This is a genomic window from Pseudomonas sp. Ors-4-3C (assembly GCF_055755035.1).
The window spans coordinates 680,806-694,581 of the sequence record NZ_CM146900.1 but is presented as its reverse complement, the minus strand read 5'-3'; the positions used below and the strand labels follow the sequence as shown (position 1 = coordinate 694,581).

Here is a 13,776-nt window from a genome sequence, read left to right as displayed (position 1 = left end):
GATTCCAATGACTCAGATCGCCCGCATCAGCGACACCGGCAATGAACGCCGCCTGCAAGCCGAACGCCTGATCGGCGCCGAGGCCTTGCAGCAAGCCCAGGCCCTGCGCTTCAACGTGTTCAGCGGCGAGTTCAACGCCAAGCTGAAAGGCGCGGAGCTGGGTCTGGACATGGATGACTATGATGTTCACTGCAGCCACATCGGCGTGCGTGACCTGAACACCGGGCGTCTGGTGGCGACTACCCGTCTGCTCGATCACACCGCTGCCAGCAGTCTGGGCCGTTTTTACAGCGAAGAAGAATTCAGCCTGCATGGCCTCGCCCATCTGCAAGGGCCGATCCTCGAAATCGGCCGCACCTGCGTCGACCCGGCCTACCGCAACGGCGGCACCATCGCCGTGCTCTGGGGTGAACTGGCCGAAGTGTTGAATCAGGGCGGCTACAGCTACCTGATGGGTTGCGCGAGCATTCCGATGCAGGACGGCGGTGTGCAGGCCCACGCGATCATGCAGCGTCTGCGCGAACGTTATCTGTGCACCGAACACTTGCGCGCCGAACCGAAGAATCCGCTGCCGTCGCTGGATATCCCGTCGAACGTGATCGCCGAAATGCCGCCGCTGCTCAAGGCCTACATGCGCCTGGGTGCGAAGATCTGCGGCGAGCCGTGCTGGGACGAAGACTTTCAGGTCGCCGACGTGTTCATCCTGCTCAAGCGCGACGAACTCTGCCCGCGCTACGCCAAACACTTCAAGGCGGCCGTGTGATGAGCCGGTTGCGCGTGTACGCGCGGATCGCGCGGGTGCTGCTGGTGGTGGCGCTGGGCTTGACCATGGCCAGCGTCTTCGGGATGTTCGAACGTCTGGGCCTGGCGCACTCGATGCAACGTCGGCAGCGCTGGTCGCGGTTTTTCATGGCGCGTCTGAGCAATGCCCTGCCCTTTCGCGTAACCGTGCACGGCGAGTTGCCGAAACAGCCGATGCTGTGGGTCAGCAATCATGTGTCATGGACTGACATTCCGCTGCTGGGCATGCTCACGCCGCTGTCGTTTCTGTCCAAGGCCGAAGTGCGCACCTGGCCGGTGGCCGGTTGGCTGGCGGCGAAGGCCGGCAGTCTGTTCATCCGTCGCGGCTCGGGCGACAGCCAGTTGATCCGCAAACAGATGACCCGTCACCTGCAAACGCAACATCCGCTGCTGATGTTCCCGGAAGGCACCACCACCGATGGCCGTTCGCTGCGCACCTTCCATGGTCGCCTGCTGTCAGCGGCAATCGATTCCGAGGTGATGCTGCAACCGGTGGCGATCCGTTATCTGCGCGATGGCGAAATCGACACGCTGGCACCGTTCATTGGCGACGATGATTTGCTGTCGCACCTGATGCGTCTGTTCAGCCATGATTGCGGCGATGTCGAAGTGCATCTGCTCAAGCCGATCGCCTGTCAGGGCCGCGAACGTGCGGCGCTGGCGTTCGAAGCGCAGCAGGCGGTGCAGAAGGCGTTGTTTGGTGATATCGCCAAAGCGGCCGAACCGCGTCGCGCCGGCGAATTGATCGCAGCCTGAAACACAGATCCCCCCTGTGGGAGCGGGCTTGCTCGCGAAAGCGGTGGTTCAGCCAATGCACATGTTGAATGACCTACCGCATTCGCGAGCAAGCCCGCTCCCACAGGGGGTTACTGTGCTGCCGACGCTTGTGCAAATTCTTGAAGCTGCGGATAGAACAAACGGAAATCCTCACTCAGCGGCTCGTACAACCGCCGCAATTCCTGCATAGCCCCCGCCAGCTCCTCAGGCCGAGTCAGACGCCGCGAGATCCCGCGCAGCACCTGGTCCAGCACTTCGAATTGCTGATACGAACCCAACCAGTCATTGGCGACCATGTGCGGGGCGATTTTCGCCAGGCGTTCGGGCAATTGCGGCTCGCTCGACAGCATCCGATAAACGTCGGCGGTGAACTGCTCCAGTGGCTGGTCGGCGTACTGCGTCCAGTCCCGCGCCAGGCAATGGTCGAAAAACACATCAAGGACAATCCCGGCGTAACGCCGCCGGGTCTCGGAGAAACGCCCGAGGGCGATGTCCACCAAAGGGTGGCGATCGGTGAACACATCGATTCGCCGGTGCAGCTGAATCGCCGCTTCGATCTGCGGAGCAAACTGCCCCTGCAGCCGCCCTTTGACGAAATCGCCATACAGGCTGCCAAGTAATTGCTCGGGGCGCTGGCCTCCGAGGTGTAAATGTGCGAGATAGTTCATGGGCGCAGCTTAGCACTGCGCGCTTTCATCGTTACAGCACATATATCGTTATAACCCGATATACCGATTTATGCGGTCGTCAGATCAAATTCATATTGGTATATCGCGAAATACCGATTTAAAGTTCGCCTCATCGCGATATAGCGCTACACATCACGAGCATAAAGCCATGAACCTCGACCTCGACGAAATAATAAAAGCCCTGGCACACCCAGTACGGCGAGACATTCTCATCTGGCTGAAAGACCCCAAAGCCCAGTTTCCTGAGCAGATTCACAACCACGAGTACGGCATCTGCGCCGGGCAGATCGATCAACGCTGCGGCCTGTCGCAGTCGACCGTTTCCGCCCACCTGGCGACCCTGCAACGCGCAGGTCTGATCAGCAGCCAGAAAGCCGGCCAGTGGCACTTCTTCAAACGCAACGAGGACGTGATCCAGGCGTTCCTCGACGCCATCGTCAAAGAGCTCAGCGCTCCCACAAGGAATTGATTCAAATGCCCCTCTCGCTACTCATCCTGGCCTTGAGCGCCTTCGCCATCGGTACCACCGAGTTCGTCATCATGGGCCTGCTGCCCGATGTGGCGGCTGACCTCGGTGTGTCGATCCCGGGCGCCGGCTGGCTGGTGACCGGTTACGCCCTGGGCGTGGCCATCGGCGCGCCGTTCATGGCACTGGCCACCGCCAGACTGCCGCGCAAGGCCGCACTGGTAGCGCTGATGGGCATTTTCATCGTCGGTAACCTGCTGTGCGCCATCGCCAGTGACTACAACGTGCTGATGTTCGCCCGTGTCGTCACCGCGCTGTGCCACGGTGCGTTCTTCGGTATCGGTTCTGTCGTAGCTGCCGGACTGGTAGTGCCGAACAAACGCGCATCCGCCGTGGCGCTGATGTTCACCGGCCTGACCCTGGCCAACGTCCTCGGTGTACCGCTGGGCACGGCACTGGGTCAGGAAGCCGGCTGGCGTTCGACCTTCTGGGCGGTGACCGTGATTGGTGTTGTGGCACTGATCGGTCTGATCCGCTTTCTGCCGGCCAAGCGTGACGAAGAAAAACTCGACATGCGCGCCGAACTCGCCGCCCTGAAAGGCGCCGGTATCTGGCTGTCGTTGAGCATGACCGCGCTGTTCGCCGCGTCGATGTTCACCCTCTTCACCTACGTCGCGCCGCTGCTCGGCGATGTCACCGGCGTCTCGCCCAAAGGCGTGACCTGGACCCTGCTGCTGATCGGCCTCGGTCTGACGGTGGGCAACATCATCGGCGGCAAACTGGCGGACAAGCGCCTCGGCGCGACCCTGATTGGTGTGTTCGTGGCGATGGCGGTGGTCTCCACCGTGCTGAGCTGGACCAGCGTGGCGCTGATCCCGACGGAAATCACTCTGTTCCTCTGGGCCACCGCCTCCTTTGCCGCCGTCCCGGCGCTGCAAGTCAACGTGGTGACCTTCGGCAAGGCCGCACCGAACCTGGTGTCGACCCTGAACATCGGCGCTTTCAACATCGGCAACGCCCTGGGCGCCTGGGTCGGCGGCAGCGTCATCGCCCACGGTTTCGGCCTGACCAGCGTGCCCCTGGCCGCCGCCGCGCTGGCCGTGCTCGCGCTGCTGGTGACCCTGATCACTTTCCGTCAGAACGGCGATGCCGGCCTGGCCCCTGCTACCCACTGATTAACCACTTAACTGACGAGGGTTGTACACATGGCAACTATTTTCGATCCGATCAAACTGGGCGACCTCGAGCTGTCCAACCGCATCATCATGGCCCCGCTGACCCGCTGCCGCGCCGATGAAGGCCGCGTGCCGAACGCGCTGATGGCCGAGTACTACGTGCAACGCGCCTCTGCCGGCCTGATCCTGTCCGAAGCCACATCGGTGACGCCGATGGGCGTTGGCTACCCGGACACCCCGGGCATCTGGTCCAACGATCAGGTGCGCGGCTGGACCAACGTGACCAAGGCCGTGCACGCTGCCGGCGGCAAGATCGTCCTGCAACTGTGGCACGTCGGCCGCATCTCGCACCCGTCGTACCTCAACGGTGAAACTCCGGTCGCGCCGAGCGCCATCCAGCCTAAAGGTCACGTCAGCCTGGTTCGCCCACTCGCCGATTACCCGACTCCACGTGCCCTGGAAACCGCTGAAATCGCCGAGATCGTCGAGGCCTACCGCACCGGTGCCGAGAACGCCAAAGCCGCCGGCTTCGACGGCGTGGAAATCCACGGCGCCAACGGCTACCTGCTCGACCAGTTCCTGCAAAGCAGCACCAACCAGCGCACCGACAACTACGGCGGCTCCCTGGAAAACCGTGCACGTCTGCTGCTGGAAGTGACTGACGCGGCGATCGACGTCTGGGGCGCCGGCCGTGTCGGCGTGCACCTGGCGCCACGCGCCGACTCCCACGACATGGGCGACGACAATCTGGCCGAGACCTTCACTTACGTCGCTCGCGAGCTGGGCAAGCGTGGCATCGCCTTCATCTGCTCCCGCGAAAAAGAAGGCGCCGACAGCCTCGGCCCACAGCTGAAAGAAGCCTTCGGCGGCGCGTACATCGCCAACGAACGCTTCACCAAGGACAGCGCCAATGCCTGGCTGGCAGAAGGCAAGGCTGACGCGGTGGCGTTTGGCGTACCGTTCATTGCCAACCCGGACCTGCCGGCACGTCTGAAGGCCGATGCACCGCTGAACGATCCGCGTCCAGAGCTGTTCTACGGCAAGGGCCCGGTCGGTTACATCGACTACCCGACGCTGTAAACCTTATTCAGGACGCGACAGAAATACAAAAGCCCCCGACTTGTGAAAGTCGGGGGCTTTTTCTTGGGTTTTGCCCCGCAATCGCTGAAGCTCCATTGTGGGAGCGGGCTTGCTCGCGAAAGCGGTATGAGCGTCGGCAGATGTATTGAATGTTCAGACGCCTTCGCGAGCAAGCCCTCTCTCACAAGGTGATGCTGTCATTATTGGCGACAGCTAACATTCGTTCACAGCGAAGACACAAAATCCCTACAAAATCCGTAGCTCGCTACGTTTAAACTCGCGGTTCGGGTCTATATAAAAGCAGGCCGATTGACATAACCTGTGCCAATTACGCATTTTGTTTCATTTGCGCAGGCTGGGGCTCAGGCGCAGCATGTCCAGCCCTGTATCGACCCAGCGCTCGGCTTCGGCATGCAATTGAAAGCTGTCCGGCGCCAATAGCCATCCATACAGGAGGCCATCGATATACGCATGAATGCTGATGGCCGCCCGGGCAGTGTCGAGATCTTCCGGCAACTGGCCGCGATTTACCGCATTACGCAAGGTCAGGCCGATGCGCAGGTTGCAATCGAGACTGGCCGTGCGGCGCTGCTGGCGCAGATCGCACATTTCATCGGTGAATTCGCACTTATGAAAAAGAATCTCGTTGATGCGACGGGTCTTCGGATCCAGGGCTACCTGATGGAACAGATGGATCAACAGCTTGCGCATGCACCCCAGTGGGTCGAGTTCGTCCTCGCTCTCGCTGGCCTTCGCCAATTCATCCAGCGGTTCATGCAGGCTGTCGAGCATCGCCTGCACCAGATCCGCCTTGTTGCTGAAATGCCAGTAGATGGCACCGCGCGTGACGCCAGCCAGCGTTGCGATATCCGCCAGGGTCGTGCGGGCCACGCCTCTTTCATAAAACGCTTTCTCGGCCGCTTCGAGAATCTGGCTGCGCGTTTCCTGAGCTTCCTCTTTGGTACGACGGACCATGGCAGTAAAACCTCAAACAGGATGTTTCAGGGATGGCTGAATATCCGCTGAATAAAGAGGGGGCCGATCTCTCACGAATCGGCTCCCCGGCCTACAATTTCAAACCTTGCGACGCATTTTGTAACAGGGTGGGTACGACGCCAAGCTATTTACAAACAACCATGAACGTAAGTATATTCCTTAGCAAGCTACTTATCCACTCGACCCGATTTTTTTACCCTTCCACACTTCTTGTGCGCACTGTGCGCGCCTGACCCGAGGATCTTCATGCAATTCAAGCCAGCTGTTACCGCTCTGGTCACTGCCGTCGCCCTGGCATCGCTGCTCAGCGGATGTAAAAAGGAAGAAGCGGCCCCAGCCGCTCCGCCTCCTCAGGTCGGCGTCGTCACCCTGCAACCACAAGCCTTTACACTCACGTCCGAACTGCCGGGCCGCACCAGTGCGTACCGCATCGCTGAAGTTCGACCACAGGTCAACGGCATCATTCTCAAGCGTCTGTTCAAGGAAGGCAGCGACGTCAAGGCCGGTCAGCAGCTGTATCAGATCGACCCGGCCGTCTATGAAGCCACCCTGAAAAGCGCCGAAGCCAACCTGCGTTCGACCAAGTCGATCTCCGACCGCTACAAGCAACTGGTTGACGAGCAGGCCGTAAGCCGCCAGGAATACGACACTGCCGTGTCCAACCGCATGGAGTCGGAAGCCTCGCTGCAGAGCGCGCAGATCAACCTGCGTTACACCAAGGTCTACGCACCGCTCTCCGGACGTATCGGCCGCTCTTCGGTGACTGAAGGTGCACTGGTCAACAACGGCCAGGCTGACGCGATGGCGACGATCCAGCAACTGGACCCGATCTACGTCGACGTTACCCAGTCCTCGGTTGAACTGCTGGAACTGCGCCGCGAGCTGGAAAGCGGTCGCCTGCAGAAGGTCGGCGACAACTCGGCAGCGGTCAAACTGACCCTCGAAGACGGCAGCCAGTACAAGCTCGACGGTAAGCTGGAATTCTCCGAAGTGTCGGTTGATCCGACTACCGGCTCCGTGACCTTGCGTGCCGTGTTCCCGAACCCGGATCACACCCTGCTGCCAGGCATGTTCGTACGCGCCCAGTTGCAGGCCGGGGTCAACGCTGCCGCCATCCTGGCGCCGCAACAAGGCGTGACCCGCGACCTCAAGGGTACCCCGACCGCACTGGTTGTCGGCCCGGACAACAAGGTTGAACTGCGTCAGCTCAAGGCCAGTCGCACCGTCGGCAGCCAGTGGCTGATCGAGGATGGCCTGAAAGCCGGCGATCGTCTGATCACCGAAGGCCTGCAATATGTTCGACCAGGTGTTCAGGTCAACCCGACTGAAGCGACCAACGTAGCCAAGAACCCGGCCCCCGCTCAGGCAGCTGACAAAGCCGCTGGCGGCAAAGGGGAGTAACTCATGTCGAAATTTTTTATCGACCGTCCGATTTTCGCCTGGGTAATTGCCCTGGTGATCATGTTGGTCGGGGCACTATCGATCCTGAAATTGCCGATCAACCAGTACCCGAGCATTGCGCCTCCGGCCATTGCGATCTCCGTGACCTACCCGGGTGCTTCGGCACAAACCGTGCAGGACACCGTGGTCCAGGTGATCGAGCAGCAGCTCAACGGTATCGACAACCTGCGTTATGTGTCCTCGGAAAGTAACTCCGACGGCAGCATGACCATCACCGCGACCTTCGAGCAAGGCACCAACTCCGACACCGCGCAGGTTCAGGTTCAGAACAAGCTGAACCTGGCCACCCCGCTGCTGCCGCAGGAAGTGCAGCAACAGGGTATCCGCGTGACCAAGGCAGTGAAGAACTTCCTGCTGGTGATCGGCGTGGTGTCGCGTGACGGCAGCATGTCCAAGGACGACCTGTCCAACTACATCGTGTCGAACATGCAGGACCCGATCTCGCGGACTGCCGGTGTCGGTGACTTCCAGGTCTTCGGTGCCCAGTACGCGATGCGCATCTGGCTCGACCCGGCCAAGCTGAACAAGTACAACCTGACCCCGGCCGATGTCAGCACCGCGATTTCGGCGCAGAACGTCCAGGTGTCGTCCGGTCAGCTCGGTGGTTTGCCGGCGCTGCCTGGCCAGCAACTGAACGCCACGATCATCGGCAAAACCCGTCTGCAGACTGCCGAGCAGTTCAAGGCAATTCTGCTGAAGGTCAACCAGGACGGCTCGCAAGTACACATCGGTGATGTTGCCGACGTTGGCCTGGGCGGTGAAAACTCGACCATCTCGGCCCAGTTCAACGGCAAGCCTTCTTCCGGTCTGGCGGTAAAGCTGGCCAACGGCGCCAACGCCCTCGACACCGCCAAAGCCCTGCGTAAAACGATCGACGAGCTCAGCCCGTTCTTCCCGCAAGGCATGGAAGTGGTGTTCCCGTACGACACCACTCCGGTGGTGACCGAGTCGATCAAGGGTGTGGTTGAAACCCTGGTCGAAGCGATCGTGCTGGTGTTCCTGGTGATGTTCCTGTTCCTGCAGAACTTCCGCGCCACCGTCATCACCACGATGACCGTGCCGGTGGTATTGCTCGGTACGTTCGGCATCCTCGCGGCGTTCGGTTTCAGCATCAACACCCTGACCATGTTCGGTATGGTGCTGGCCATCGGCTTGCTGGTGGACGACGCCATCGTCGTGGTGGAAAACGTCGAGCGGGTGATGAGCGAAGAAGGCTTGTCACCGAAGGAAGCGACCAAGAAGTCCATGGGCCAGATCCAGGGCGCTCTGGTCGGTATCGCCCTGGTTCTGTCGGCGGTACTGCTGCCGATGGCGTTCTTCAGCGGCTCCACCGGTGTGATCTACAAGCAGTTCTCGATCACCATCGTTTCGGCCATGGCCCTGTCGGTGATGGTGGCGCTGATCTTCACCCCGGCGCTGTGCGCCACCATGCTCAAGGCAATTCCGAAAGGCGAGCATGGCACACCGAAAAAAGGCTTCTTCGGCTGGTTCAACCGCAGCTTCGACCGTGGCGTGAAAAGCTACGAGCGCGGTGTCGGCAACATGCTGTCGCGCAAAGCGCCGTACCTGCTGGCCTACGTCCTGATCGTGGTCGGCATGATCTGGCTGTTCACCCGCATTCCGACCGCGTTCCTCCCGGAAGAAGACCAGGGCGTACTGTTCGCCCAGGTGCAGACCCCGGCCGGTTCCAGTGCCGAACGTACGCAAGTCGTGATCGACGAAATGCGCTCCTACCTGCTGGAAAAAGAGTCCGGTGCGGTGTCCTCGGTGTTCACCGTGAACGGCTTCAACTTCGCCGGTCGTGGTCAGAGCTCGGGTCTGGCGTTCATCATGCTCAAGCCGTGGCACGAGCGTGATGCGAGCAACAGCGTGTTCGCCCTGGCCCAGCGCGCCCAGCAGCACTTCTTCAGCTTCCGCGACGCGATGGTGTTTGCCTTTGCCCCACCTGCGGTACTGGAGCTGGGTAACGCCACCGGTTTCGACGTGTTCCTGCAGGATCGCGCCGGTATCGGTCACGAAAAACTGATGGAAGCGCGTAACCAGTTCCTCGGCATGGCCGCGCAGAGCAAGGTGCTCTACCAGGTCCGTCCGAACGGTCTGAACGACGAGCCGCAATACCACCTGGAAATCGACGATGCGAAGGCCCGCGCCCTGGGCGTGAGCATTACCGACATCAACAGCACCCTGTCGATTTCCTTCGGTAGTAGCTACGTCAACGACTTCATCGACCGCGGTCGTGTGAAGAAGGTGTACGTGCAAGGCCAGGCCGGTTCGCGCATGAGCCCTGAAGACCTGAAGAAGTGGTACGTGCGCAACAGCGCCGGGACCATGGTGCCGTTCTCCGCGTTCGCCAAGGGCGAGTGGATCTACGGTTCGCCGAAACTGGCGCGTTACAACGGTGTGGAAGCGATGGAGATCCTCGGTTCTCCGGCGCCGGGTTACTCCACCGGTGAAGCGATGGCCGAAGTCGAAGCGATTGCCAAGAAGCTGCCGGCCGGTGTCGGTATCTCCTGGACGGGTCTGTCCTACGAGGAACGTCTGTCCGGTTCGCAGGCGCCAGCGCTGTACGCCCTGTCGCTGCTGATGGTGTTCCTGTGTCTGGCGGCACTGTATGAAAGCTGGTCGATTCCGATCGCGGTCATGCTCGTGGTACCGCTGGGGATCATCGGTGCGCTGATGGCCACCAGCCTGCGCGGCCTGTCCAACGACGTGTACTTCCAGGTGGGCCTGTTGACGACCATCGGTCTGGCAGCTAAAAACGCCATTCTGATCGTCGAATTCGCCAAGGAGCTGCATGAACAAGGGCGCAGTCTGCGCGATGCGGCGATCGAAGCCTGCCGCATGCGTCTGCGACCGATCATCATGACCTCGCTGGCATTCGTCCTCGGTGTAGTACCGCTGGCGATCTCCACCGGCGCCGGCTCGGGCAGTCAACACGCAATCGGTACAGGTGTGATTGGCGGTATGCTCACGGCCACGATCCTGGCAATTTTCTGGGTCCCCCTGTTCTTCGTCACCGTGTCGTCCATGGGCCAGCGCAAAAATGCGGACCAGGATGACACCACAGAAACTCCTAAAGAGGCTGGCCAATGAGCAAGTCGCTACTCTCCATCGCGGTCGCAGCCTTCGTGCTGAGCGGTTGCTCGCTGATTCCTGATTATCAGCGACCAGAAGCACCGGTTGCGAACCAGTTCCCGCAGGGCCCGGCGTACTCGCCGGCCCAGGCACCGGCGCAAGCCGCTGCCGAGCAAGGCTGGAAGCAGTTTTTCCATGATCCTGCCCTCCAACAGCTGATCCAGGTCTCGCTGGAAAACAACCGCGACCTGCGCGTCGCGGCGCTGAACATCGACGCCTACGCTGCTCAGTACCGCATCCAGCGGGCCGATCTGTTCCCGGCGGTTTCGGCGAACGCCACCGGCAGCCGCCAGCGCGTTCCGGCACGGGCTTCGCAGACCGGTGAAGCGGGCATCACCAGTTCCTACTCCGCCACCGTCGGCATCAGCGCCTACGAACTCGACCTGTTCGGTCGGGTGCGCAGCCTGAGCGAACAAGCGCTGCAACAATACTTCGCCACTGAAGAAGCGCGTCGCAGCACCCAGATCAGCCTGGTGGCCAGTGTGGCCAACGCCTACCTGACCTGGCAGGCCGACAAGGAACTGCTCAAGCTGACGCAGGACACCCTCGGTGCCTTCGAAGAAAGCTACAAGCTGACCAGCCGCAGCAACGAAGTCGGTGTCGCCTCGGCGCTGGACCTGGCGCAGTCGCGTACCTCGGTGGAAAACGCCCGGGCGCAACTGGCCAAGTACACGCGTCAGGTGGCTCAGGACGAAAACAGCCTGACCCTGCTGCTCGGCACCGGTATCCCGGCCAACCTGCAAGCGGCCAAACCGCTGTCGGACGACCTGCTCAGCGACGTACCGGCCGGCCTGCCCTCGGACCTGCTGCAACGTCGTCCGGACATCCTGCAAGCCGAGTACAACCTGAAAGCGGCCAACGCCAACATCGGCGCGGCCCGTGCCGCGTTCTTCCCGAGCATCAGCCTGACGGCCAACGCCGGTACGCTGAGCCCGGACCTGTCCGGTCTGTTCAAGGGTGGTTCGGGGACCTGGCTGTTCTCGCCGCAGATCAACCTGCCGATCTTCAACGCCGGCAGCCTGCGCGCCAGCCTCGACGCGGCGAAGATCCAGAAAGACATCGACGTGGCGAACTACGAGAAGTCGATTCAGACCGCCTTCCAGGAAGTCGCCGACGGCCTGGCCGCCCGCCAGACCTACACCGAGCAGTTGCAGGCGCAACGTGACTTCGTCGCGGCCAACCAGGATTACTATCGCCTGGCCGAGCGTCGTTACCGCATCGGTGTCGACAGCAACCTGACCTTCCTCGACGCTCAGCGTCAGTTGTTCAGCGCGCAACAGGCACTGATCACCGACCGCCTCGCGCAGCTGACCAGTGCGGTCAACCTGTACAAGGCGCTGGGTGGTGGCTGGAATGCGCAGACCGCGCAGAACGAACCGCTGAAAGAAGAAGCACCGAAGATGAAGCTGTTCTGATCATCCGGTGAACACAGGGAGCCCGCCACTTGGCGGGCTTTTTGTTGCCTGCAACAAATGTGTTGTCTGGAATGGCGCTATCGCGAGCAGGCTCACTCCTACAGAGAAACGCATTCCAAATGTGGGAGCGAGCCTGCTCGCGATAGCGCCTTATCGACCACCACAAAAGCTGGCTCAATCTTGCGTTCGATAATCGCCCAAAACCCGCTTTCCCCGATTGAATCCCGCCCATCGCCCCCCGCACCATTCGTTCCACAAAACCAATAACAACAGGTTCGACACCATGCTCCCGCGCCCTGTCCCGTCCGGCTGATCGCCGCCGCTGCATCCCAGATTCTGCAAGCGCTTGCCTGCCCCGAAAGTGGCGGCAACGGACCCGTTCGACCCCAAAAAAATAACAAGAGACCCTGCGATGACTCATCCAACTGCGCCGTACGCCCTCCCCGGCCTGATCGCCCTGGCCCTGACTGGCGTCGCCCTGCCCGCCGCAGCCGAAGAAGCCGGTTTTGTCGAAGGCGCCAGCGCCAACCTGAACCTGCGCAACTTCTACATCAACCGCAACTTCACCAACCCGACCAAGGCCCAGGGCAAGGCCGAAGAGTGGACGCAGAACTTCATCCTCGACGCCAAATCCGGCTTCACCCAAGGCACCGTCGGCTTCGGCATGGACGTGCTCGGCCTGTATTCGGTGAAGCTCGACGGCGGCAAGGGCACCGGCGGCACGCAATTGCTGCCACTGGATCACGACGGGCGCCCGGCGGACAATTTCGGCCGTACCAACGTCGCGTTCAAGGCCAAACTGTCGCAGACCGAAATCAAGGTGGGCGAATGGATGCCGGTGCTGCCGATCCTGCGTTCGGACGACGGCCGTTCGCTGCCGCAAACCTTCCGTGGCGGGCAGATCACCTCGAAGGAGATCAACGGTCTGACCCTCTACGGCGGGCAGTTCCGCGCCAACAGTCCGCGCGACGACAGCAGCATGAGCGACATGTCGATGTTCGGTAAGCCGGCGTTCACCTCGGACCGCTTCAACTTTCAGGGCGGTGAATACGTTTTCAACGAAAAGCGCACGCAGATCGGCCTGTGGAACGCCGAACTCAAGGACATCTACAGCCAGCAATACGTCAACCTGACGCACAGCCAGCCACTGGGCGACTGGACCCTGGGCGCCAACCTCGGCTTCTTCTATGGCAAGGATGACGGCAGCGCCCGCGCCGGCGAACTCGACAACAAGACCTGGTCGGGGATGTTCTCGGCCCGCTACGGCGGCAACACTTTCTACGTCGGCCTGCAGAAACTCACCGGCGACAGCGCCTGGATGCGCGTCAATGGCACCAGCGGCGGCACCCTGGCCAACGACAGTTACAACTCCAGCTACGACAACGCTCAGGAGCGATCCTGGCAGGTGCGCCACGACTACAATTTTGCCGCCCTGGGCATCCCCGGCCTGACCTTGATGAACCGCTACATCAGCGGCGACAACGTGCACACCGGAACCATCACCGATGGCAAGGAATGGGGCCGCGAATCGGAACTGGGCTACACCGTGCAGAGCGGCACCTTGCGCGACCTGAACGTGCGCTGGCGCAACTCGACCATGCGCCGCGACTTCAGCAACAACGAGTTCGACGAAAACCGCCTGATCATCAGCTATCCGATCAGCTTGCTGTAAACACCAAGCCCCTGTGGGAGCGGGCTTGCTCGCGAAAGCGGTTTATCAGTCACTTCAATGCTGCCTGACCCTCCGCCTTCGCGAGCAAGCCCGCGCCCACAGGGGTGTT

General features: G+C 61.3%; 11 protein-coding genes. 9 read left to right on the top strand and 2 right to left on the bottom strand.

Annotated features, from left to right (window positions below):
* The first annotated feature begins 7 nt into the window (after positions 1 to 7).
* Together olsB and ACVHNU_RS03205 are read left to right on the top strand one after the other, a co-directional pair.
* Positions 8 to 763 carry an L-ornithine N(alpha)-acyltransferase gene (olsB, locus tag ACVHNU_RS03210; protein WP_003222441.1) on the top strand — a complete coding sequence of 252 codons (756 nt, stop codon included), beginning with the start codon at positions 8 to 10 and terminating at the stop codon, positions 761 to 763.
* The gene (locus ACVHNU_RS03205; protein WP_473018991.1) at positions 763 to 1,557 is read left to right on the top strand and encodes a lysophospholipid acyltransferase family protein; all 795 of its coding nucleotides are present in this window, start codon (positions 763 to 765) and stop codon (positions 1,555 to 1,557) included. The genes olsB and ACVHNU_RS03205 overlap by 1 nt, the downstream gene beginning before the upstream one ends.
* A gap of 110 nt (positions 1,558 to 1,667) precedes the next feature.
* On the opposite strand, the gene ACVHNU_RS03200 is transcribed toward ACVHNU_RS03205, so the two are convergent.
* A complete protein-coding gene (locus tag ACVHNU_RS03200; protein ID WP_473018990.1) occupies positions 1,668 to 2,246 on the bottom strand; it encodes an acyl carrier protein phosphodiesterase in 579 nt (192 codons plus the stop codon).
* 169 nt (positions 2,247 to 2,415) lie between these two features.
* Between ACVHNU_RS03200 and ACVHNU_RS03195 the strand changes: the two genes are divergently transcribed.
* The 3 genes from ACVHNU_RS03195 to ACVHNU_RS03185 are packed head-to-tail and all read left to right on the top strand — an operon-like array spanning position 2,416 to position 4,988.
* Entirely contained in the window at positions 2,416 to 2,736 is a 321-nt protein-coding gene (locus ACVHNU_RS03195; protein WP_003222436.1) for an ArsR/SmtB family transcription factor, read from the top strand.
* A 5-nt stretch (positions 2,737 to 2,741) separates the two neighbouring features.
* Positions 2,742 to 3,908, top strand: coding sequence for an MFS transporter (locus ACVHNU_RS03190; RefSeq protein ID WP_473018989.1), 1,167 nt, complete (start codon positions 2,742 to 2,744; stop codon positions 3,906 to 3,908).
* Between the two features lie 30 nt (positions 3,909 to 3,938).
* Entirely contained in the window at positions 3,939 to 4,988 is a 1,050-nt protein-coding gene (locus ACVHNU_RS03185) for an alkene reductase (RefSeq protein WP_041070489.1), read from the top strand.
* 342 nt (positions 4,989 to 5,330) lie between these two features.
* Here ACVHNU_RS03185 and emhR read toward each other — a convergent pair whose 3' ends face one another.
* Complete coding sequence (gene emhR, locus ACVHNU_RS03180; protein WP_045122322.1) at positions 5,331 to 5,963, bottom strand: efflux system transcriptional repressor EmhR; 633 nt, start codon at positions 5,961 to 5,963, stop codon at positions 5,331 to 5,333.
* A 267-nt stretch (positions 5,964 to 6,230) separates the two neighbouring features.
* Here emhR and emhA point away from each other — a divergent pair, with 267 nt between their 5' ends.
* From emhA to ACVHNU_RS03160, 4 genes are all read left to right on the top strand, one after another.
* Complete coding sequence (gene emhA, locus ACVHNU_RS03175; protein WP_262141274.1) at positions 6,231 to 7,385, top strand: efflux RND transporter periplasmic adaptor subunit EmhA; 1,155 nt, start codon at positions 6,231 to 6,233, stop codon at positions 7,383 to 7,385.
* A 3-nt stretch (positions 7,386 to 7,388) separates the two neighbouring features.
* Positions 7,389 to 10,538, top strand: a complete 3,150-nt coding sequence (gene emhB / locus ACVHNU_RS03170; protein ID WP_003222425.1) for an efflux RND transporter permease subunit EmhB — start codon at positions 7,389 to 7,391, stop codon at positions 10,536 to 10,538.
* Positions 10,535 to 11,995, top strand: a complete 1,461-nt coding sequence (emhC, locus tag ACVHNU_RS03165) for an efflux RND transporter outer membrane subunit EmhC (protein WP_003222424.1) — start codon at positions 10,535 to 10,537, stop codon at positions 11,993 to 11,995. The genes emhB and emhC overlap by 4 nt, the downstream gene beginning before the upstream one ends.
* Positions 11,996 to 12,407: 412 nt before the next feature.
* A complete protein-coding gene (locus ACVHNU_RS03160) occupies positions 12,408 to 13,667 on the top strand; it encodes an OprD family porin (protein ID WP_473018987.1) in 1,260 nt (419 codons plus the stop codon).
* Positions 13,668 to 13,776 lie beyond the last annotated feature (109 nt).